This window comes from Rossellomorea oryzaecorticis (genome assembly GCF_045897515.1).
GTDB classification, from domain to species: domain Bacteria; phylum Bacillota; class Bacilli; order Bacillales; family Bacillaceae_B; genus Rossellomorea; species Rossellomorea enclensis.
The window spans coordinates 25,366-48,412 of the sequence record NZ_JBJOSA010000005.1; the positions used below are offsets into that span (position 1 = coordinate 25,366).

General features: G+C 42.2%; 22 protein-coding genes and 1 riboswitch. Of the genes, 20 read left to right on the top strand and 2 right to left on the bottom strand.

Translation table 11 applies throughout. The annotated features are described in order from the left end of the window. Positions 1-81: 81 nt before the first annotated feature. The 14 genes from ACKA06_RS07600 to ACKA06_RS07665 all read left to right on the top strand — a co-directional run bounded on the left by ACKA06_RS07600 (position 82) and on the right by ACKA06_RS07665 (position 15,331). A complete protein-coding gene (locus ACKA06_RS07600; RefSeq protein ID WP_411159447.1) occupies positions 82-1,431 on the top strand; it encodes an L-cystine transporter in 1,350 nt (449 codons plus the stop codon). Between the two features lie 125 nt (positions 1,432-1,556). Beyond that, positions 1,557-2,687 carry an MBL fold metallo-hydrolase gene (locus tag ACKA06_RS07605; RefSeq protein ID WP_411159374.1) on the top strand — a complete coding sequence of 377 codons (1,131 nt, stop codon included), beginning with the start codon at positions 1,557-1,559 and terminating at the stop codon, positions 2,685-2,687. Positions 2,688-2,776: 89 nt separating this feature from the next. Continuing rightward, a riboswitch (purine riboswitch) is annotated at positions 2,777-2,878 on the top strand. A 135-nt stretch (positions 2,879-3,013) separates the two neighbouring features. Continuing rightward, positions 3,014-3,613 (top strand): xanthine phosphoribosyltransferase, encoded by a 600-nt coding sequence (locus ACKA06_RS07610; protein WP_058298626.1) that lies wholly within the window; start codon positions 3,014-3,016, stop codon positions 3,611-3,613. Then, a complete protein-coding gene (locus ACKA06_RS07615; RefSeq protein ID WP_198257585.1) occupies positions 3,610-4,899 on the top strand; it encodes a nucleobase:cation symporter-2 family protein in 1,290 nt (429 codons plus the stop codon). The genes ACKA06_RS07610 and ACKA06_RS07615 overlap by 4 nt, the downstream gene beginning before the upstream one ends. Positions 4,900-5,090: 191 nt before the next feature. Next, entirely contained in the window at positions 5,091-5,915 is an 825-nt protein-coding gene (locus tag ACKA06_RS07620) for a M55 family metallopeptidase (RefSeq protein ID WP_411159375.1), read from the top strand. 15 nt (positions 5,916-5,930) lie between these two features. Further along, positions 5,931-6,863, top strand: a complete 933-nt coding sequence (locus tag ACKA06_RS07625) for an ABC transporter permease (protein WP_058298623.1) — start codon at positions 5,931-5,933, stop codon at positions 6,861-6,863. Further along, positions 6,863-7,816: an ABC transporter permease gene (locus tag ACKA06_RS07630; RefSeq protein WP_032088490.1), complete on the top strand. Its 954-nt coding sequence runs from the start codon at positions 6,863-6,865 to the stop codon at positions 7,814-7,816. The genes ACKA06_RS07625 and ACKA06_RS07630 overlap by 1 nt, the downstream gene beginning before the upstream one ends. Before the next feature lie 6 nt (positions 7,817-7,822). Next, complete coding sequence (locus ACKA06_RS07635) at positions 7,823-8,836, top strand: ABC transporter ATP-binding protein (protein WP_064565561.1); 1,014 nt, start codon at positions 7,823-7,825, stop codon at positions 8,834-8,836. A 34-nt stretch (positions 8,837-8,870) separates the two neighbouring features. Next, entirely contained in the window at positions 8,871-10,493 is a 1,623-nt protein-coding gene (locus ACKA06_RS07640; protein WP_411159376.1) for a peptide ABC transporter substrate-binding protein, read from the top strand. Between the two features lie 73 nt (positions 10,494-10,566). Beyond that, positions 10,567-11,505: a S66 peptidase family protein gene (locus ACKA06_RS07645; protein WP_411159377.1), complete on the top strand. Its 939-nt coding sequence runs from the start codon at positions 10,567-10,569 to the stop codon at positions 11,503-11,505. Continuing rightward, positions 11,505-12,587 (top strand): dipeptide epimerase, encoded by a 1,083-nt coding sequence (locus tag ACKA06_RS07650; protein ID WP_411159378.1) that lies wholly within the window; start codon positions 11,505-11,507, stop codon positions 12,585-12,587. The genes ACKA06_RS07645 and ACKA06_RS07650 overlap by 1 nt, the downstream gene beginning before the upstream one ends. 19 nt (positions 12,588-12,606) lie before the next feature. Then, positions 12,607-13,533: a C40 family peptidase gene (locus tag ACKA06_RS07655; RefSeq protein ID WP_411159379.1), complete on the top strand. Its 927-nt coding sequence runs from the start codon at positions 12,607-12,609 to the stop codon at positions 13,531-13,533. Then, positions 13,530-14,534 (top strand): ABC transporter ATP-binding protein, encoded by a 1,005-nt coding sequence (locus ACKA06_RS07660; protein WP_064565573.1) that lies wholly within the window; start codon positions 13,530-13,532, stop codon positions 14,532-14,534. Before ACKA06_RS07655 ends, ACKA06_RS07660 begins: the two co-directional genes overlap by 4 nt. After that, entirely contained in the window at positions 14,534-15,331 is a 798-nt protein-coding gene (locus ACKA06_RS07665; RefSeq protein WP_411159380.1) for a serine hydrolase, read from the top strand. The genes ACKA06_RS07660 and ACKA06_RS07665 overlap by 1 nt, the downstream gene beginning before the upstream one ends. A 59-nt stretch (positions 15,332-15,390) precedes the next feature. Here the strand turns inward: ACKA06_RS07665 and ACKA06_RS07670 are convergent, their stop codons facing one another. Continuing rightward, complete coding sequence (locus ACKA06_RS07670; protein WP_032088496.1) at positions 15,391-15,576, bottom strand: CsbD family protein; 186 nt, start codon at positions 15,574-15,576, stop codon at positions 15,391-15,393. A gap of 441 nt (positions 15,577-16,017) precedes the next feature. Here ACKA06_RS07670 and ACKA06_RS07675 point away from each other — a divergent pair, with 441 nt between their 5' ends. From ACKA06_RS07675 to ACKA06_RS07690, 4 genes are all read left to right on the top strand, one after another. After that, positions 16,018-16,368 (top strand): LAGLIDADG family homing endonuclease, encoded by a 351-nt coding sequence (locus ACKA06_RS07675; protein ID WP_411159381.1) that lies wholly within the window; start codon positions 16,018-16,020, stop codon positions 16,366-16,368. Between the two features lie 45 nt (positions 16,369-16,413). Further along, a complete protein-coding gene (locus ACKA06_RS07680) occupies positions 16,414-16,983 on the top strand; it encodes an LAGLIDADG family homing endonuclease (protein WP_318293517.1) in 570 nt (189 codons plus the stop codon). Between the two features lie 355 nt (positions 16,984-17,338). After that, a complete protein-coding gene (locus tag ACKA06_RS07685) occupies positions 17,339-18,223 on the top strand; it encodes an ABC transporter permease subunit (protein ID WP_159362050.1) in 885 nt (294 codons plus the stop codon). Further along, on the top strand, positions 18,216-19,235 hold the full coding sequence (locus ACKA06_RS07690) for an ABC transporter permease subunit (protein WP_159362049.1): 1,020 nt from the start codon (positions 18,216-18,218) through the stop codon (positions 19,233-19,235). The genes ACKA06_RS07685 and ACKA06_RS07690 overlap by 8 nt, the downstream gene beginning before the upstream one ends. 104 nt (positions 19,236-19,339) lie before the next feature. On the opposite strand, the gene ACKA06_RS07695 is transcribed toward ACKA06_RS07690, so the two are convergent. Beyond that, positions 19,340-19,924 (bottom strand): hypothetical protein, encoded by a 585-nt coding sequence (locus ACKA06_RS07695; RefSeq protein ID WP_159362048.1) that lies wholly within the window; start codon positions 19,922-19,924, stop codon positions 19,340-19,342. A gap of 548 nt (positions 19,925-20,472) precedes the next feature. Here ACKA06_RS07695 and ACKA06_RS07700 point away from each other — a divergent pair. Both ACKA06_RS07700 and ACKA06_RS07705 read left to right on the top strand, forming a co-directional pair. Then, a complete protein-coding gene (locus tag ACKA06_RS07700) occupies positions 20,473-21,147 on the top strand; it encodes a TnsA endonuclease N-terminal domain-containing protein (protein WP_159362047.1) in 675 nt (224 codons plus the stop codon). Then, positions 21,137-23,044 (top strand): hypothetical protein, encoded by a 1,908-nt coding sequence (locus tag ACKA06_RS07705; protein WP_411159382.1) that lies wholly within the window; start codon positions 21,137-21,139, stop codon positions 23,042-23,044. Before ACKA06_RS07700 ends, ACKA06_RS07705 begins: the two co-directional genes overlap by 11 nt. Positions 23,045-23,047 lie beyond the last annotated feature (3 nt).

The following is a 23,047-nucleotide window of genomic DNA, read 5'->3' on the forward strand; positions in this document are numbered from 1 at the left end:
AAGCCTTTAGGCAGCAAGGTTTAACATCATTGAAAAGGAGGTTTTATCATGGATGTGTGGATCGTATTGTTGAATCTTCTGATGTTTATCGTTCTTATTGGTGTTTTATTTTATTTACAAAAAAAGAAGGTTTCATTTTCTAAAAGGGTCTTTACAGCCCTCGGTCTGGGGATTTTATTCGGCTTCGCCCTGCAATGGTTATATGATCCCGCTGATGAAAATCTAACTCAGTCGATCGATTGGTACAATATTATCGGCAGCGGCTATATCAAACTACTGCAAATGATCGTGATGCCGCTGGTTTTCGTTTCAATCATTTCCGCTTTTACAAAATTGAAACAATCGCATAACCTCGGCAGGATTTCCGTATTGATACTTGGTCTTCTCGTTGGGACCACTGCCGTTGCAGCTGCTGTTGGAATTGGAACCACCGCTGCATTTGATCTTGAAGCCATTCAAATCGAACAGGGTGATGCGGAGGCTGCCAGAGGGATGCAACTGGAGGAACGTGCAGCTGCCATGGAAGGTCAGGGTTATCCACAGAAAATTCTCGAACTCCTTCCGGCGAATCCATTTTATGACTTCACCGGCCAGCGTGCAACATCCACGATTGCCATCGTCATTTTTGCCGCTTTTATAGGAGTTGCCTATCTTGGGGTCCAGAGAAAAGAACCGGAGGCCGCAGCCAGTTTCAAAAAAATCGTAGATTCCATTTATGCCGTTGTCATGAGAGTCGTTACTTTGGTGCTGCGGTTGACTCCATACGGTGTGCTGGCCATTATGGCGAAGACTGTCGCCCTCAGTGACTTCGATGCTATAGCAAAACTGGGTGAATTTGTGGTTGCCTCCTATGTTGCTCTTCTTGTTATGTTCGCCATTCATTTGCTCATGTTGACGCTTTCGGGTCTTAATCCACTGACGTATGTAAAGAAAGTATTGCCTGTCCTTACTTTTGCATTCATATCCAGATCCAGTGCGGGGACGCTGCCATTGAATATTCATACCCAGACGAAGAAGCTTGGTGTTTCTGAAGGAATCGCCAATTTCTCCGGTTCGTTCGGTCTGTCAATCGGTCAAAACGGGTGTGCCGGTGTATATCCTGCCATGCTTGCCGTCATGATTGCTCCTACTGTAGGGATAGATCCATTGACCCCTTCTTTCATATTGACGCTTATCTTAATTGTTGCCATTTCCTCATTCGGGGTAGCCGGAGTGGGAGGAGGAGCCACTTTTGCCGCCATTCTCGTGTTGTCAGCGATGGACCTTCCTATTGCTCTCGCTGGTCTCCTGATCTCCATCGAACCACTGATTGATATGGGCAGGACTGCCGTAAATGTCAGCGGAGCGATGACTGCAGGGGTCATTACAAGTAAGGCGACTGGAGAATTGGATACTGGCTTATATCAGAATGCTGATATTGCTGAAGAATAATTTGCAGGAAGATTTATTTAAATATTGAGATGAATCCGGGGAATGCTACATTGTGTATGCATTCCTTTTTTAAATGTCGTTTTTCAGTCACTAGTGATTGAATAATAAGTTTGGAGGTCTCAATCTTGTCAGTAGAAACAATCTCAGTAAAAGAAATCGCAAAAAAAGTCATGCGCAATGAAAGAGCATTCATACTGGATGTCCGAAAAACAGGGGATTTTGATGATTGGAAAGTGGAGGGGAAATCAATCGAGGTCTTCAATACACCTTTTAGCGAGTTAACGGATGGGATTGATCCCATCGTTGAACACCTGCCAAAAGATGAGCCGATTTATGTCATCTGTTCAAAAGGAAATTCCTCGAAGAAAGCCGCCGAGAAGATTGCAGAATATGGATATGATCAAGTGTATTCAATTGAAGGAGGCATGCAGGCGTGGAGTGAACATTTAGAGCCTGTGAAAATCGGTGAACTTAATGGAGGAGGCTCAATTTATCAATTTGTCAGAATCGGAAAAGGCTGCCTCTCCTATTTTATTGAATCTAATGGAGAAGCGGCTGTAGTCGATGCAACCAGGATGACTCAGGTCTTCGAAAACTTTGCACAGGAAAAAGGGGTTAAGATAAAAGCGCTGATTGATACCCATCTTCATGCAGATCATATTTCAGGAGGCAGGAAGCTGGCTGAGTCAGCGGGAGCCCAGTATTATCTTCCTCCAAAGGATGCCGGTGAGGTGACATTCGAGTTCACGGCTCTCGAAGAAGGGAAAGACATCGGTATTGGGGATTCCGTTATTACCATACATCCTGTGTATTCACCCGGCCACACGATCGGCAGCACCTCTTTGATTATCGATGAAGCTTATTTACTGACTGGTGACATTTTGTTCATCGATTCAATCGGAAGGCCGGATCTCGCCGGAAAAGCAGGTGACTGGGCAGATCATCTCCGGGATACTTTATATGAAAAGTATGCGTCATTGGATAAAAATTTGATCGTGCTCCCTGCCCATTTCATGACGATCAATGAATTGAACGGTGATGGCAGTTTCTCTAAGAAACTGGGAGTGTTGTATCAAAAAAATCACGGGCTGAATATTCGAGACGAAGGAGAGTTCAGGAAAGCGGTCAGTGAAAACCTCCCGCCTCAGCCGAATGCATACCAGGAAATCAGGGAAACCAATATGGGGAAGATCGCCCCGGATAACGAAAAGCAACGGGAAATGGAGATCGGGCCGAATCGGTGTGCAATCAAATAATCATATAAAAACACGAACGAAAATATAAAAAGAATAAAGAATGTTTGTTTTTCGGCTTTACAACTTATTTGATTACCTTTATACTAACGGTAATCAAATACACATTCACTCATATAATCGCGGGGATATGGCCTGCAAGTTTCTACCGGATGACCGTAAAGCATCCGACTATGGGTGAGCGATGGACTGCATGCATATTCTGTTTGCTTTCTTTACCTTTTACGTATACCTGAAGGTCATTGTTCACTCATTTTCTGAGTGTCTATGGTCTTCAGGTTTTTTGTTTTTTTATTATGCCAGTTATGATCCGAAGGGAGCAGATCGAAATGGAATTATTGAAAAAGAAAATGATTGAAGAAGGTGCCGTATTATCAAATCATGTCCTGAAGGTTGACTCGTTTTTAAACCATGGGGTGGATCCCGTCTTGATGGACGCGGTCGGAAAAGAATTTGCAAAAAGGTTCAAAGATCAAGCCATAACAAAAGTATTGACCATTGAATCATCCGGCATCGCCCCTGGATTAATGGCTGCATTGACTCTTGGGGTGCCGATGGTCTTCGCACGCAAACGCAGATCGCTGACACAGTCGGAAGATCTCGTCACAGCGAAGGTTTATTCCTTCACAAAACAGGAAGAAAATACGATCTCTGTATCGGGCAAATACATACACGGCGGTGACAATATCCTTATCATCGATGACTTTTTGGCAAACGGACAAGCTGCTCTTGGACTGGTCGAACTTGCAGAAAAGGCCGGTGCCAACATTGCAGGAATCGGGATTGTCATTGAGAAGTCCTTCCAGGATGGTGGAAGGCTGTTGAGGGAGAAAGGCTTCCGCGTAGAATCTCTGGCAGAAATAGAATCACTCGAAGATGGGATTATTTCATTTAAACAAAGTAAAGCAGAGGAGGCGGCTCATTCATGAAAAATGTATCACTCGGAATCCAGCACGTCCTTGCCATGTATGCGGGAGCGGTCATTGTACCCCTGATTGTCGGAGGCGCTTTGGGCTTATCAGGTGAAGAGCTGACCTATCTCGTTTCAATTGATATTTTCATGTGTGGAATAGCAACGATTCTTCAAGTCTGGAAAAACCGATTTTTCGGCATCGGCCTTCCGGTAGTCCTCGGCTGTACCTTCACAGCCGTCGGTCCGATGATTGCGATCGGCGGTCAGTACGGCATTTCAGCCATCTATGGATCCATTCTAGTGTCGGGTGTATTCGTCATTGTAATCAGTAAGTACTTTGGCAAACTGGTCCGATTCTTCCCGCCTGTTGTCACGGGATCGGTTGTCACGATTATCGGGATCACACTCATCCCGGTTGCCATGAATAATATGGCCGGCGGTGAAGGAAGCAGTAATTACGGGTCACTGATAAATCTGTCGCTGGCATTTGGCACTTTACTGATCATCCTTGTTCTTTACAAGTTTTTCACAGGGTTCATCCGATCGATCTCCATTCTTGCAGGGTTGATCATAGGAACCGCGGCTGCTTCTTTCATGGGGATGGTCGATGTCAGTGAAGTAGGGAATGCCTCATGGTTCCATATGGCACAGCCTTTTTATTTCGGCCTTCCGACTTTTGAACTTTCAGCGATTTTAACGATGATATTGGTCGCGATGGTAAGTCTTGTAGAATCGACGGGAGTTTACTTTGCCCTGGCTGATATTTGTAAAAAAGACGTGGAAGAAAAGGATCTGGCAAGGGGGTACCGGGCCGAGGGGCTGGCAATCGTCCTCGGCGGCCTCTTCAATGCCTTTCCATACACCACCTATTCACAAAATGTTGGGCTGCTTCAACTATCTGGGGTCAAGAAAAACCACATCATCTATTTAACCGGTGCCTTTCTTGTCGTCCTCGGACTTGTACCCAAAATAGGCGCGATGACGACCATCATCCCTGCACCGGTTCTCGGAGGGGCGATGGTGGCAATGTTCGGAATGGTCATCGCCTATGGCATCAAGATGCTCAGCCAAGTGGACTTTTCCTCTCAGGAAAACCTCTTGATCATTGCATGTTCAGTCGGAATGGGGCTCGGGGTGACAGCAGTACCTGAGCTATTCAGCCAGATGCCATCAAGCATCCGGATCCTGACGGATAATGGTATCGTGGCTGGAAGCCTGACAGCAATCTTTTTAAATGTATTTTTTAACGCGGCGAGAAAAAAGCAGCAACCTCTTGTGTTAAAAGAGCAAAAAGCATCATGAAAACTGAAACCCGGAGCATGGGTCATCATGCTCTGGGTTTTTTATTTGCTGGGAAAAAAGGTGTTTCCTCCAGGTGTAAAAACTAGGAATATATTCCTTTTTGACTGAAATGTTATTGAAATATTCTGAAATAAAATCTATAATATTAAGAAAATTTAAACAATTTTTCCTATAAAGGAGGTGAGAACAATATGAACGTATACGTCTCGGTGGATATGGAGGGAATCACAGGACTGGTTGACCATACACAAGTGGATTCATCCAAACATAATTACGAACGAGGAAGAGCCATCATGACAGAAGAAGCCAATGCTGTCATTCATGCCGCTTTTGACAGCGGATGCAGTGAGGTTTTAGTCAATGACAGCCATTCTCAAATGAACAATCTGTTAATTGAAAAGCTGCACCCTGAAGCGAAGTTGATATCCGGAGGAGTAAAGCCATATTCGATGGTCCAAGGGCTGGATGAAACGTTCCAAGGTGCTTTTTTTGTTGGGTATCATGCAAGGGCATCCATGAAGGGAGTCATGTCCCACTCTATGATTTTCGGTGTCAGGCATATGTACATAAACGATAAAGCCGTTGGAGAAATGGGTTTCAATGCTTATGTGGCCGGGTACTTCGGTGTCCCTGTCCTGCTGGTTGCCGGTGATGATCAGGCCGCACTGGAAGCGGAGGAACTCATACCGAATGTGACGACTGCCATTGTTAAGGAGACGATCTCCCGCTCAGTTGCAAAGAGTCTGACACCGTCAAAATCACAAGAGCTGTTAATGATAAAAACGGAACAAGCATTGCAAAATCGTCAAAAAGTCAAACCGCTCATCCCTCCTGATCATCCTGAACTCAAAATCGAATTTGCCAATTATGGACAGGCAGAATGGGCAAGTATGATGCCCGGAACCGTTCACGATCCCGGCACGACGATCGTCCGCTTTAATGCAAAGGACATTTTGGAAGCTTATCGCGCGATGGTGGTCATGACCGAACTGGCGATGAAAACGACATTCTGTTAGAAAGTGTGAAAATGAATGGGTACATATTTGGTTAAACGGCTTATTGCCATGGGCATTACATTGTGGCTGATTGTCACACTTACCTTTTTCCTGATGCATGCCATTCCGGGTTCCCCTTTCAATGAAGAAAGGAACACCAGTGAAATGGTACAGAAAAACCTGGAAGCGCACTATCATCTTGACGAACCTATACTTGTTCAATACGGACTCTATCTAAAATCACTTGTTACATTGGATTTCGGTCCATCAATCACCCAGCCCTCACAAACCGTGAACGATCTGCTGGGGAGGGGGTTCCCGATCTCTTTTGAACTGGGTATGATCACGCTTGTAATAGCGGTGCTCTCAGGGATCATCCTCGGAATACTGGCTGCGCTTCGTCACAACCGCATGATTGATTATATGGCCATGACATTTGCGGTACTTGGTATTTCGATTCCGAACTTCGTCATGGCAACGTTGTTGATCCAGCAAGTCGCTGTTAACTGGGAGATCCTTCCGGTTGCCACATGGACCAGCTGGAAACATATGATCCTGCCGACACTGGCGCTTGCTACCGGCCCCATGGCGATCATCGCCCGGCTGACCCGTTCGAGCATGCTTGAAGTCTTGACTCAGGATTATATACGGACCGCAAGAGCAAAAGGATTGTCACCATTTAAAATTGTCGTCAAGCATGCGCTGCGCAATGCGCTGCTTCCTGTTGTGACCGTCCTCGGTACACTTGCTGCAGGCATTCTGACAGGTACATTCGTCATCGAACAGATCTTTGCAATCCCCGGGATGGGCAAATATTTCGTAGAGAGCATCAATCAGCGTGATTACCCTGTCATCATGGGAACGACGGTATTCTACAGTGCATTCCTGATTGTCATGCTGTTCCTGGTCGATCTTGCGTACGGCTTTTTGGATCCGCGCATCAAGCTGCATAAGAAGGAGGCGAAATAATGGGTGCTCCTCAACAACAAGGTACCAACTTAACAGATGAATCATTGGACAAATGGTTCATCCCAAAAGAAAAAAATAAGGGGGAAGCAGAAGCCGTCGTACGTCCCAGCCTTTCCTACTGGCAGGATGCCTGGCACCGGCTCCTTAAGAATAAACTTGCCATGCTCGGTTTCGTGTTCTTGACCCTATTGATTACAATGGCCGTCATCGGACCCATCATCTCACCCCATGACGTCACGAAGCAGACGCTCGCGAGCCAGAACCTGCCTCCTTCCGGGGAGCATTGGTTCGGGACGGATGATTTAGGACGGGATGTATTCACCCGGACCTGGTACGGGGCCCGCATTTCTTTATTTGTAGGTTTTATGGCCGCATTGATTGATTTTGTCATCGGTATCATCTACGGTGGCATCGCTGGATACAAAGGCGGGAAGACGGATAACGTGATGATGCGCATCGTCGAAATCCTGTATGGTCTCCCATACTTACTTGTAGTGATTCTATTGATGGTCGTCATGGGACCGGGGCTGTCCACCATCATCGTAGCTTTGACGGTCACCGGATGGATCGGAATGGCCAGGATCGTCAGGGGGCAGGTGCTCCAAATCAAGAACTACGAGTTCATCCTGGCATCGAAAACGTTCGGCACGAAAACAGCAAGGATCATCCGCAAGAACCTGCTTCCCAACACAATGGGACCGATCATCGTACAGATGACCCTGACGGTGCCGAGCGCCATTTTCGCCGAAGCATTCCTAAGCTTTCTCGGTCTTGGGATCCAGGCGCCGTATGCAAGCTGGGGCGTCATGGCAAATGACGGATTATCTACGATTCTATCAGGCTACTGGTGGCGTCTCTTCTTCCCGGCACTGTTCATTTCATTGACGATGTTTTCGTTCAATGTCCTGGGTGACGGGCTCCAGGATGCTCTAGATCCAAAGCTGAGGAGGTAAACAACGATGAAAAACAGAGTACTGGCCGTTCAAGACCTTCATGTATCATTCACTACCTATGGAGGGGAGGTCAAAGCGGTCCGCGGCGTGAACTTTCATTTGAATAAAGGAGAAACGCTTGCCATCGTCGGTGAATCCGGGTGCGGGAAGAGTGTAACCTCACAGAGCATCATGAGACTGATCCCGGATCCACCGGGCAGAATCACACAAGGTTCCATTTCATTTAATGGCAGGGACCTGCTCCACCTGTCGGAAAAGGAAATGAGAAGTGTCAGGGGGAAAGATATCTCGATGATCTTTCAGGATCCGATGACGGCCCTGAACCCGACACTCACCATAGGGGAGCAAATCATGGAAGGGATTATGCAGCATGAGAGCATTTCTAAAAAAGGGGCCTCCGAAAAAGCGGTTGACATGCTCAATCTTGTTGGCATCCCTCATCCAGAGGAACGCCTGAAGCAGTATCCACATCAATTCAGCGGCGGGATGAGGCAGCGGATCGTGATTGCGATGGCCCTCGTATGCCAGCCGGATGTTTTGATAGCCGATGAACCGACAACCGCACTCGATGTAACGATCCAAGCGCAGATCCTTGAACTTTTTAAAGAAGTCCAGCGTAAAACAGGTGTCTCCATCATTTTGATCACACATGACCTGGGAGTCGTTGCCCAGGTGGCAGACAGGATCGCTGTCATGTATGCCGGGAAAATTGTCGAGGAAGGAACGAGAAGGGAAATCTTCTATCATCCTCAGCACCCTTATACAAAGGGCCTGTTGAAATCGGTGCCGAGACTCGACCTTGATGGAGCTGAACTTATACCGATAGCGGGTTCACCGCCGGATTTATTCTCACCGCCGGCAGGTTGTCCATTCTCAGCCCGCTGTGATTACGCGATGGAAGTATGTGACCGGGTTTATCCGGCTAAGACGGACCTTTCAGGGGACCACCATGTTGATTGCTGGCTGCAGGATCCACGTGCAAAAGCGATGCTTTCAACTATCAGTTATAACATACGCTGATAGAATGATAGAAAAAACAAAGAGGGGGAAGAACATGAGAAAGATTTTATCAATTTTTCTGACAGGGTTACTATTATTTGTACTGGCAGCCTGTACAGCAACAAAGGATGCAGGCAAAGAATCGGACAGCAAAGATGGGAAAGACAGCGGTGAAAAGGTGTTGTATTTGAATAACGGTGCCGAGCCGACTTCTTTTGATCCTCCAATCGGATTTGATTCGTATTCCTGGACTGCCCTTAACAACTTGATGGAAGGGCTGACCCGTTTAAATACCGATCACGAGCCTGAAGGGGCGATGGCAGAAAAATGGGATGTGTCTGAAGATGGGAAAGTGTACACCTTCCATCTCCGTGAAGACGCCAAATGGTCAAACGGTGATGATGTAACCGCCGGAGATTTCGTGTTTGCATGGAAGAGATTACTAAACCCTGAAACCGGGTCTCCTGCTGCATTCCTTGGCTATTTCATCGAAGGCGGCGAGGCTTTCAATAATGGAGAAGGACCGGCAGACGATGTGAAAGTAAAGGCAGTGGATGATAAGACATTCGAGGTGACTCTCACAAGTCCACAGGCTTATTTTTTAAGTGTCATCTCGAATCCTGCATTCTTCCCGATCAATGAAAAGGTTGCAACAGACAACCCTGAATGGTTCGCAGAAGCGGATACGTTCGTTGCAAACGGTCCATTCAAGCTGACTGAATGGGAGCATGACAGCCACTTTGTAATGGAAAAGAATGACCAGTATTGGGATGCTGACTCCGTGAAGCTTGATAAAGTGAACTGGGCGATGGTCAATGATTCAAATACCGATTATCAATTATATAAAACCGGTGAACTTGATACGGCAGACGTACCGGCCGACTTAAGTAAACAGCTGTTCGAAGAAGGGAAAGTGAATGTAGAAGATCAGGCAGGAACCTATTTCTACCGTTTCAACCTGGATAAGGAACCTTTCCAAAACAAAAACATCCGAAAAGCATTCGCGATGGCTGTCGATCAGCAGCAAATGGTTGATTTTGTAACAAAAAATAAAGAAAAGCCTGCTTATGGCTTTGTTTCAAGCGGGTTTAAAGATCCATCCGGCAACGACTTCCGTGAAACGAGCGGAGACCTTGTGAAAACCAATGTCGAAGAAGCAAAAGCACTGCTTAAGAAAGGGATGGAAGAAGAGGGGTACGACAAACTTCCTGAAGTGACACTGACTTACAGCACAAGTGATACCCATCAGAAAATCGCTGAGGCACTTCAGCAAATGTTCAAAGAGAACCTGGATGTCGATGTGAAACTGGCGAATATGGAATGGAATGTGTTCCAGGATGAGCAAAAAGCAGGGAAGTTCCAATTATCCCGAAGCTCTTTCCTGGCCGATTACGGTGATCCGATCAACTTCCTTGAAAACTTCCAGTCTGGTCATTCAATGAACCGTACAGCCTGGAGTAATGAAGAATACGACAATCTGATCAAGCAGGCAAAGAATGAAGCAGATGAAGCGAAACGCTTTGAACTGATGTATAAGGCAGAGAAGATCCTGATGGAAGATATGCCGATCATCCCTATTCACTTCTATAACTATGTATACTTGCAAAACGAAGATGTATCAGGGATTGTCCGTCATCCTGTAGGATACATGGAATTGAAATGGGCAGACAAAAAATAAGATGATTCAAAAGGAGCGGAGAAGATTCTTCAAAAGAGTCTCTCCCTCTTTTTCTACTGAAGGAGTGAAAAAAATGGTGATAAGAGCCCGGAAACTTAAACGGGGAGATACGGTTGGAGTGGTAGCTCCGGCAAGCCCGCCGAAGCAGGAATCGCTCGGTAAAGCTCTTTCCTTTTTGGAAGGTCTTGGCCTGAAGGTGAAACTTGGTTCATCTCTCCACAAAACATATGGCTATTTGGCAGGGACAGACGAAGAAAGAGTTGAAGATATACATACGATGTTCCATGATGATGAAATAAAAGCTGTCTTTTGTGCCTGCGGAGGATTTGGTACAGGAAGGATCGCGTCAAAACTGGATTATGAATTGATTGCCGGGAACCCTAAGATTTTCTGGGGTTACAGTGATATTACGTTCCTGCATACTGCTATCCACCAGAACACAGGACTGGTGACGTTCCATGGACCGATGCTGAGCTCGGATGTCGGGTTGAAGGAGGTCCATGAAAAGACCAAGGAAACATTCAGGCAGTTATTTGAGAGTAAACCTGTGGAGTTCTCACCAACGTTGTCCCCCGTGGAAGTGATTGTGGAAGGGAAGGCAGGCGGACCGGTCACAGGGGGAAACCTGACCTTATTGGTGAGTACATTGGGGACGGAATATGAAGTGGACACCAGAGGGAAAATCCTTTTCATCGAAGATCTTGATGAAGAACCCTACAAAGTTGACCGGATGCTAAACCAGCTGAAGATGGCCGGTAAATTCAGGGATGCTGAGGGAATCATCATCGGTAATTTTAAAAACTGTGAACCCGATAAGAGAAAGGAATCCCTTACGCTGGATCAATTATTCGATGAGTATATCAGGAAAGCAGGTAAGCCGGCTCTTAAAGGATTCTATATAGGTCATTCTTCTCCAAGTCTTGCCGTTCCTGTCGGCTCATATGGAAAGATCGATACATCCAGCAAATCATTCATTGTCGAAAGCGGCATAAAGGAAAAGGATGAAGCCTGATGAAAATAGTACAGATTGAAACCTTTCGTGCAGCAGTACCATTGCACACCCCATTCAAGACGGCTCTCCGGACGGTTCATACCGCTGAAGCCGTCGTGGTCAATATCATTTGTGATAATGGGATAAACGGCTGGGGGGAAGCACCTCCTACACTTGTGATAACAGGAGACAGCCTCGAGAGCATCGAATCTGCCGTACTGCATGTCCTGAAGCCTGCATTGGTTGGAAAATCCCTACTAAACCATGAATCTATATTTCAGGAGATGCATAAGCTTCTCGTAGGTAATAACAGCGCAAAAGCGGCTGTGGATATGGCCATTTATGATTGTCTGGCACAATATAGCAGACTTCCGCTCTATCAATACCTGGGCGGATACCGGAACAAACTTGAAACAGATTATACCGTCAGTGTGAACAGTCCTTCAGAAATGGCTGAAGATGCCCTGCTGTACAGCATGAGGGGGTTCGATGTCCTGAAGATCAAAGTCGGTAAAGATGCAATCGAAACAGACATCAAACGAATCCAGGCTATCAGGCAGGTAATTGGGGACTCCGTGAAAATAAGGCTCGATGCAAACCAGGGCTGGGAAGCAAAAGCGGCCGTCCGGGCAATCCGGAAGATGGAAGATTTGAATTTAACTATTGAACTGGTGGAGCAGCCAGTTCCCGCCCATGACATTGAAGGGCTGAAGAAGGTCACAGACAATGTGGAGACGCCCATCATGGCTGATGAGAGTGTATTTACACCGCAGCAGGCTTTCCAGGTCCTAAAAACAAGAAGTGCAGACCTGATCAATATTAAATTGATGAAGGCCGGGGGAATCTATCAGGCCCAGAAAATCAACAATCTCGCGGAAGTGTGCGGAGTGGAATGCATGGTCGGCAGTATGATTGAAACCCGCCTCGGCATTACAGCTGCTGCCCATTTTGCAGCAAGCAAGAAGAATATCACACGATTTGATTTCGATGCCCCGCTGATGCTGTCAACCGACATCATTGCAGGCGGAATTCAATATAATGGGAAAACCATCACATTCCCGGACTCTCCGGGACTCGGTGTCAAAGCAGTTCAAATACATTGATGCAATAGGAGGAATACATATGAGAGAAAAAGCAGCAGTCAACGCAGGAGTGGCAACGGTCTGGACATCACCGGATTCGGCAAGGGACCTCGATGCGCCAGCATTAACAAATCCTGTATACATGGAGAAATGGCTGGATTCGTTAACACATGAAACCAGGCTTGCCCTCTGTGATGAAAACCGGATTCAGTCGCAGATCTTATTCGGTCAGGAGGTGCTGGTCCTTGAAGAAAGGGAAGGATGGTCACACATCATTGTCCCTGACCAGGCATCATCCAAGGATAAGCGCGGCTATCCCGGCTGGGTCCCTTCCGTCCAGCTCGGCGAAAGCACCGATATGCACGAAGGAAAATCCTTTGCCATTGTAAAGACAAAATTCACTGATCTTTTAACTGAAGATGATAAAAGAGAAATGGAATTAAGTTTTCTCACCTCTCTCTCTATTGAAAAAAAAGAAGGTGACCGGCTGGCAGTGTCCACCCCGCTTGGGACTCGATACGTGAAGAGAGAGGATGTATATATTTCCTCGGCAGCAGTAAGTGATCAAAAAGGAAGCGGACTTGATATCGTGCGTACAGGGGAAGCATTCCTTGATCTACCTTATTTATGGGGTGGCATGAGCAGCTATGGATTTGACTGTTCAGGTTTCAGTTATTCGATGTGTAAAGCAAATGGGTATGTCATACCGCGGGATGCCGGGGACCAGGCAAAAGAAGGGAAGGGTGTACCTCTGCATGAATTAAAACCGGGGGACCTTCTGTTTTTTGCATATGAAGAAGGGAAAGGCAGCATCCATCATGTCGCGATTTACTACGGAGACGGTAAGATGATCCACTCTCCGAATACCGGTAAGACGATTGAAATCATTACGATTGAAGGGACGTATTATGAAAAAGAGCTTTGTGCAGCAAGACGCTACTGGCAGGATACGGGTGATGCTTCATGAAAAAAGATAAGATATTGGAAGTCAGGAATCTGAAAAAATACTTTTCCCTTGAAAAAGGCAAGGTGCTGAAGGCAGTCGATGATGTGTCATTCGATATTTACAAGGGCGAAACATTCGGACTGGTCGGTGAATCAGGATGTGGTAAATCCACTACAGGCCGGACGATCATCGGACTTTATGATGCAACAGAAGGAGAAGTCTCTTACAGCGGAAAAAACGTCCATACGCAGACTGATAAAGAAAAACGTTCGTTTTACAGCAAAATGCAGATGATCTTCCAGGATCCGTATGCCTCGCTGAATCCCAGGTCGACTGTCCGTGAAATCATAGCAGAACCGATGGAAGCACACGGGCTATATAAAGATAAAAAAGAACAGCTAGAAAGAATTTATCAACTGCTTGAAGACGTCGGACTGAACCGTGATCACGCAAACCGCTATCCGCACGAATTCAGCGGCGGTCAGCGGCAGCGGATCGGTATCGCGCGCGCCCTTGCACTTAACCCGGAATTCATCATTGCCGATGAGCCGATTTCAGCATTGGATGTATCCGTGCAGGCCCAGATCGTCAATCTGCTTAAAAAGCTTCAGAAAGAAAAGGGGCTGACCTTCCTGTTTATTGCCCATGATCTTTCAATGGTCAAGCATATCAGCAACCGGATTGGTGTCATGTATCTCGGGCATATCGTTGAGCTGACCGAGAGCAGTGATTTATATAAAAAACCTCTTCATCCTTATTCGCAGGCCTTGTTGTCGGCCATACCCATACCAGATCCCGATGTAGAGGATGAGCGTGAGAGAATGATTCTGAAAGGGGAAATCCCAAGCGCCATGAATCCGCCGAGCGGCTGTGTATTCCGCACCCGATGCCCTGCAGCCATGGATGCCTGTGCGACAACCGTGCCTAAATGGCATGAGGCGGAGAAAGATCATTTTGTAGCATGTCATCTGTATGATAAGACAATCCGGAAAGATACCGATGAAGTGGCTGCAACGAAGTAATGGATAGGATGAAAGAGAAAGATAAGTTCCTGGAACGACAGATACATGAACTGGTTGAAGGTGTGGAGGGCAAAATCAGTTTAAACATCGAACTGCCTGCACATACCATACAGTTGCATTCAGACGTTCCATATTCTGCGGCAAGCTTAATCAAACTCCCGATATTACTGGAAGGGTTCCGACAGATCCAGGAAAGGAAGCTGGACCCTGAGGAGGTCATTCCCGTAACTCAGGAGGATAAAGTGGGAGGGGCGGGGGTGCTCAGTCATTTATCACCTCATACTAAGGTGACGGTTCATGACCTCTTGACCTTAATGATCATTGTTTCTGACAATACGGCATCCAATCTGCTTATCGATCGGATGGGGATGGATTCCATCAATGGAATGTGCAGATTGCTCGGTCTCGAGCAAACAAAATTAAATCGAAAGCTGATGGATTTTGAAGCATTGGAATCGGGGGTCGATAACCATATCTCTGCAACCGATGCAGTAAAATGCTTAAAAGCTATGGAAAACGAGGTTCTGTTCCAATTGAGCAGCAGGGAGTCAATGATCCGGATTCTGCAAAATCAGCAATTTTACCAGAAGCTCCCCGGAAGTATGGACCGTAATAAGGTATTTACGGCGAATAAAACGGGTGAGCTTCCCGGAGTCGAACACGACAGTGCCATTATCCGGTATAACCAAAAAACGGTGTATGCTGCGGTATTAATTGATGAACTGAAGGATAGCTCAGAAGGGAGCGGGTTAATCATGAAGGTTGGAAAATGCCTGAATGATTACTTATTAACCTAAAAGCAGGCGTGTCTCCAATGTGATTTAGGAGACACGCCTGCTTTACTTTATTTGATGTGTTACCAGTTCTTTTTGAAGGTTTCTTTTACATCGCCGACTTTTTCCTGGAACTTACCTTTATCTTTTGTACGTTCACCCTCGGCGATCTTCTCATCGTTCATTGTAAGCTTGCCAAAGGTTTTCTTTAAATCACCTTCCGTTTGCTTGCGTTTTCCTTTAACTTGATCTTTATTTTTTTCATCCATTGAAATCTACCTCTTTTCTTTAATTTGTTTTCATGTTTTATCATTAACCGATTGAAGGTGTACTTAAACTAATATTTGATAGCAATTTATGACAATGTGTTTCCAGTTACATACCAGCAGTTGATTTTCGTGCAAGACTTCACTTTCCGTGGGTGACCCGTGAGTCTCGGCAAGGCTGCGGAGGCCCACCTAACTCGCTTTTCCCGCGAGAGTCCTAGTCTTGCTCTGTTATCAAGTGCTAGAAAGGCCAGATAAAGGGTATCACCTCATTATTTCGTGATCTTGAGTGCTGATTTGTTAAATTTCATATAATAGAAACTGCATGTTTTATACTTTATTTTGCTTGCTTATTAAGTAAAATTCTTTAAAAAGTGCCCAAAATTGCGTTTAGGAACATTTGTTCGCATAATGGATTTAACGATGAATAAGGTGGTGTTGGGAATGGCAAAGAATAAATGCACTTTAGAAGCTCTTGAGATCGTGAAATTATACGAAGAAGGCATGAGGACAGTGAAGATAGCAGAGATGGCCAATGTTTCACCGCGTTATGTAAACCAAGTGCTGCGCAAAAATAATGTAAAAAGAAGAGAGAAAGGCAGCTGGAATCGGAAATACACAGTGAATGAACATTATTTTAAGACCTGGTCGAATAATATGGCTTATATTCTGGGGTTTTTTGCAGCGGATGGCAATATTTCCAGTCGAACACAACTGGTTACATTTTCACAGAAAGACAAATCCATACTGGAGCAAATACGAAATGAATTAGGATCTAACCAACCTTTGACCTAAAATGATTCCACCGGAGTGTATTTGCTCAACATCGGAAGTAAAATCATGAAAGAAGACTTAATCAATTTGCACGGAATGTCTTCTGAGAAATCACATACTCTTACATTTCCCACTATACCAGACAAATACCTAAGTTACTTCGTCAGGGGATATTTTGATGGCGACGGATGTGTAAATTATAAACAGAGAGTTGTGTCCTTTGTTGGGAGTTCTTTATTGTTTCAGGAAGAATTAAAAATAAAACTAGAAGCTTTGAAGCTAAGCCCCTATATAAAAAAATATAGCAAACATTGGAGATTGTTTATAACAGGAACAAGATCAATACAAATCTTTAAACGCTGGGTGTATGAAAATAAAGAGCTTTATAGTGCTAGAAAACATGAAGAATTTGAATTAGAGCCGATAAAGGATATTAATCAGATTCCTGAGCGCTCCCTAAAAAGAACAAAAGAAGCAATCATGAAAAGAAAGCATCAGTTTATAGAATTAAGAAAAACAAATATATCTAACGAAAGTATCTGTGAAGAATTGAAAATTAGTATTAGTACTTACCATAAATGGCTTAAGGAAGATACTGAATTTAGACAAGCTGTAAATAAAATTCATTATATATGATTATAAAACCAGTCGTGAAGAAAGAGGGACACGTGACGAGCGACACAAAAGCCCTGACACAATTGTCTTTGGTATTACTGTATTTTATAGTAACCAATCTGGACTATTGTGTCATTTTTTTTGACACAATAGTGGTTACAACCTTGTTAAATGACACAAAGGTATTAACAACATTGAAAAAGCCATTACAAACCCTTATTCCGTTAAAACGGCTATTTAATTTAAAAGTGAAAGAAGATTCTTTTCAAAAAAACAGTCAATTAACACAACAGTTATTTAACTTTTCAGAAAAATACTTACATGTCTTTGATTTAAATGTTATTATTGTAAAAAAGTGTATATTCGAGGAGGGAATATGAAGACGATTATAGGAGGAACTTTTCATCTCTTTTTAGTTTTAGCAGGCTTTCTGTTATTAAGTGGAGTGAGTACCATTCTGCAATATGACTACGAACTAATTATAAACTTAAATGCATATTTTGCTTCTTTAATCAATACTATCTTTGATATTTTTAACACTTCTACAATTACTATGACGTGGGCGGAAGGTGGAAGAGCATATCCTCTCACGGAAGTATTTGCAAACACGTATTTGTACTCTTTTAGCATATTATTATTAGCCTTTCTACTATCAATTGTCTTTACTATTGTAATCAGTTTTTTGGTAATGCTGATTCCAAAGAAGCCACAGCAACTCATTAAAAAAACCATGAACCTTTTTGATGCGTTTCCTGATGTTTTTATTGTGGTATTACTTCAACTCCTTATTATTTGGTTATTTAAAAAGACAGATGTTCTCTTATTTGACATTTATACACTCGGTGAAGATCGAATATACTTTTTACCGATTGTCTGTTTATCAATATTGCCTTTTACATACTTACTGAAGAATTTTCTCTTTCAGCTACAGGAAGAGGAAAGAGAGCCCTATATTGAATTTTCATTTTCTAAAGGGTTTTCAAAAAAATATACTGTTTGGGTGCATATGTTTAGGAATGTCTGGATTCATTTCTTTCTTCATTCAAAACCGGTCTTTCTTTTAATGTTATCCAACCTGCTGATTATTGAAATTCTCTTTAATATTCATGGATTTATGAAAGCTGTTTTAATTCTTTCCACCCAATCTCCTACCGGCTTTTTTGTTGGATTGGTTTACATATTCATTCCCTTTTATCTTATTTATTCGATAGGATCTCTTGGATTGAAGCTTTGGCTGAAGGGAGCAACAAACAATGAATAAGAAAATTTATGTTGGTATATGGGGACCAATTGGTATTCTTTTTATTCTTTTGGTCATAAGCTTTTTAATTCCATACGCGTATCCGGACTTTGAAACTAAAACTGTTGATTATATGAGGGATAGTGACGGAAATATTTTTTCTGCACCACCATTTTCTCCAGAAGAGATGCCCCCTATAGGGAGTGATAAGCTTGGAAGAAACCTGTTATACCTATTACTTGCAGGGGCAAAGTATACAATACTTGCTTCCATCGGTATTGCTTTTTTTAGAATGATATTCGGTTTTATTTTTGGGCTTGCTTATGCGTTTCTTCCACCAAGAATAGCAAAGATCTTAAAAGGATTAGGGGAGGCTCTTCAGTTTATACCTTTGGTAGTTGTGGTTTATGCCTCATTATTCACCTTGAATACAGCCTTTTTAAACGGACTACTCCCTTCTACAGAGTATTTCATTCTTCAAATGATAGTAATAGCAATAGTAATCATTCCATCGTTGGGTATTTACATTGGAGAGGAAATGAAACTTTTTTTAAAAAATGAATTTTTACAAGCTTCTAAAGTGATGGGAGCAAGCAAGATGCATATTATAAAAAAACATTTATTGCCTCATTACTGTCGAAGGTCAATCGTTTTGTTTTCAGAGCAAATTTCTCAAACCCTGGCATTGATTATACAAATGGGCATCATTTATTTGTGTCTAGGTGGACTAAAGGAACTTAATTTTGGAATAGCAGGAACAGAGCCAGAATATTTTTCTGCCACTCATGAATGGGCAGCGATGATTAGTATGAATATACAACAGATATTTATAAATCCATGGCTTGTAGTAGCCCCTCTATTGTTTTTTTCCATTTTAATATTTTTGGTAAATGTCATTAGCCAGAATCTGAAACAATTATTGTTAGACCCCCAGGTTATTGAAATTAAACCAAAGTCTAAAACACAGAACACTAATACAGAAACATTAAAGATAGATGAGAGTAGTTTCACTTATACGAATCCTTCTAGATAGACTTACAATAAAAAGGTATAAATAAAAAGCTTCCTGAACGTTCAGGAAGCTTTTTAATACTTACATAATTTCGCATCTATATAACTTTGTTGTTCGGATCTGCTCTATTTCAAAGGTACAAAGTCTAACTTTGCTCCAATACCAAAAGGTTCGCTTTTTTTCATTATGTTGACAAATTTTCTATATACAAAAGTCTCGCTGTTTTCTAATTGCTCTACTCCGGGGCTAATTTCCATTTGTTCACCATTACTACCTAATATATTTACTACTTTCTTTGGTTGAGATGCCGGATTAAATGTAATCTGAATCCTGTATCGAGTATTAATATCTGGTCTATCAATTACTACTCCTTCTAATTCTCCCTTCTCGTTTACAGTCATGGTAGAAGATACTGCGTTTTCTTTCAGTGGGGCAACCGAATAGGTCTCTACTTGAAATGCTGTTGCTTCCTCTGGGTATGGCTTGAGCTCGACATCAAATATAGTGCCTGGAGGGAAGGTTGTTTCACTCCTTATTACTATAGAAGCGGATCTTACAAAAGCTTTTGCCTCTATGTGAACTCTTTGTTTCCCCATTTCTTTCACTATTGGGGTGGAATCTTCACTAAACAGTATTACCCTACAACCTGATAGTGTTATCATTATAAGAAATAGGGTTATCAGAAAGCAGGATATATTGAAAATTCTCATTTGGAGCCTCCTTTCATTCCATATAGAAAAACGTTTAAAACACCACTTTCTAAGTATTCTTTACAATATATTTACAATTTAATGGTAATTTATAATCAGTTTAACGTCAATAATATTCAGAAATTAAAAGAAGTATTTGATTCTAATTGTTAAAGTAACGAGGAACTTATAATCTAGTACATATCAGTAGATGGACCGCCAAATGCCGAAAAACTAGCACGTTCGGTGCGGAGCAGGGGAAAAACCGAAGATAACTTCAAACGCTACCTAAAGCTAACAATAGCTGACTTGGCAATTAAGAGAATTTAGGTAGATGTATAATATTCCTTAGCTTTACACTGAGCAGCGATAACCGATTCAAGCTTCTTGCGCTTGGATCGGTTTTTTCTTTCATAATAATTCACAAATAAAATAAGTTTCAAAAAATGAAAAAGGGGTAAGCTTCTTAATGACTAAATATTTCGAAAATTATAAGTTTAATTAATATCTGTCTTGCCAATAATAATGAGAGTATTAATTCAAACTTTATCGTAAGGAGTGGTTCTATTATGTATAGTCCTATAAAACAAAAAAACATTAGTCATTATGGGAACAACATTTGGGACTGTTTTAGTTACAAGGTCAATCGTGATGTAATGTTTTTTAGTGAATTGGAGTATCATCATTGGATTCTAATAGAGTGTACTAGAGAAATAAAATCATTCTGTGAACAACCGCGTGAAATGACTGCCTACATAGACAATGAAGTAAAAAGTTCAATAGTTGATATGTGGATAGAATGGCACGACGGCACTCAGGAATTCATAGAAGTTAAGTATGAAAAAGATATAAAAAACCTAAACGATGTAAAGAATCGGGTTGCTACCCAAATTAAAGTACAGGAAAAGTGGTGTAAAGAAAACAATTATATTCATCGAATTGCAACAGAGAAACACATTAGACAATACCCACTCTTAGATAACTATAAAATCCTACTTCCGTATTTTAAACTTCATAGAAATCCTTCAGATCAAACCTCAATAAATCAACAACAGGTATTAGAGGCACTTTCTAACAGAAAACCTTCTAGCTTTAGGCAATTATTTCACAATTTAAGCACTTTGACACTTCCAGAATTTTATGATGCTGTTTTCACTTTATATATTGATCAACAGATATGGATAGACATGAAAAACACTCTGCTTAATTCTGAAACAGAGGTGGTAATTGAAAATGATAAATAAAGAAAATATATCTCGTGACTTATGGCCGTCTGTAAATATAGAATGCCTCAGTGAAAGAGATAAAAAAATCTTTTTGAATAGAAAATATGCAGTAGATGCTTATATAGATAATAACAAAAGTTTAAAAGAAATTGGCGAAACCAGTGGAATTGCAAGATCAGAACTGTATAGGATGATTGGAAGGTGTTTGGATACAAATGTAGAGGGGATCCCCTATGGATATACGGCATTGATACCCTATAAAAGAACAATTGAATATGAACGAAAGCAGACGATTAACGGCTTTAAGGACGACCAAAATTTAACCGGAGCTTTTAATAAGTTCTTAAAAATCTATCCACAACTAGAAGAATTTATTTTCGACTTAGTTTTTCCAAATAAGAGGAGAGGACCCCAATCTTCAGTCTTGAGAGTAAAGGAAATTCATAAAAAGTTCATACAGGAGTGTAAAAGATTAGATATTTCACCAGACAATGGAGATTATCCCTTTAATACTGAAGATTATGCCAAAAGATCACTATATCGCTATATAGACAATTTAAAAAGCAAAAATCCTTCTAAAACTATAAGTTCTTATGGTTCTAATGCAAAAATGTTATATAACAATACAGGTATAGGAGGGTCTCCTAAGAACATCGAACGACCATTCGAAAGGGTAGAGTTTGATGGACATAAGATAGATGTCTCATTAGCTATTAAGTATACAACTCTAGAAGGCGATGAAGTTGTTGAATCAATTGAGAGAATATGGTTGCTTGCGATTAGGGATTGTGCAACCAGAGTTGTTTTGGGATACCATATTTGCTTAGCTAAAGAATATTCTGCTTTAGATGTACTACTATGCATCAAGAAATCAATTCTTCCTCATAAGTCTCCGAATTTTACTATACCGGGCTTGAATGCACCCGAAAAAGGATATCATTCACAAGTCATCCCTGAAACAAAATTTGCAGTTTGGGGAGAAATTTCAATGGATAATGCCAAAGCTAATCTTGCAAAAATTGTAAAAGATATTTGTAAAAAGATCATAGGCTGTGGTGTGAACGCAGGCCCGGTAGCAACTCCTACTAGAAGGCCAATTATAGAGAAATTTTTTGATTTATTAGAGGAGAATGGATTTCACCGATTAACTAATACAACTGGAAGTAAGCCGTCTGATCCCAGAAGAAAAGACTCTGAAAACGAGGCAAAAAAGTATGAAATTACACCATATGAAATTGAACAACTTGTCGAAATCTTGATTGCTCAAGAAAATAATAGACCTTCCAAAGGTATAAATTCATTAACACCATTAGAGGCAATGCGGCAAAGGATTAATAGAATGATGCCTTTCAAGACATTAGAAGAAGAATACAGGGATGGTAAAGAATTGACCTCTCAATACGACTCAAGAACAGTAAGAGGGAAGATTACAGACGGTAGAAGACCCTACATTCATTACTTGGGTGTTGATTATAGGAATGAAATTCTTGCCGACTCTTTCCATCTTGTTAATACAACGTTATCACTTAAAATAGACACAGATGACTTGCGTTTTATTTCTGCCTTTTTACCTGATGGCAGCGAGCTTGGGATTTTGACAGCTAATGGAAAATGGGGTATTAGGAAACATTCCCTTAGACTTAGAAAAGTAATAAATAAATTGATTAAAAATGGGGAAATAAGGTTAGCTTTTGATGATGATCCTCTTGATTTTTACCATGATTATTTAAGGGAAAAAGGCACAAAAAATAAAAATTCAAGAAACCAAATTGCCCAAATGCAAAGTCATCTAAGAGAAAATCCAAAAGAACAAACTAACTTTGTTGTTAACTCCCGAATAAATTTAACAGATGAACAGTCAAATCAAAGAAAGAAGAAAAAAATACCAGCTGAAAGATATTTTTTCAATTCTTGATTG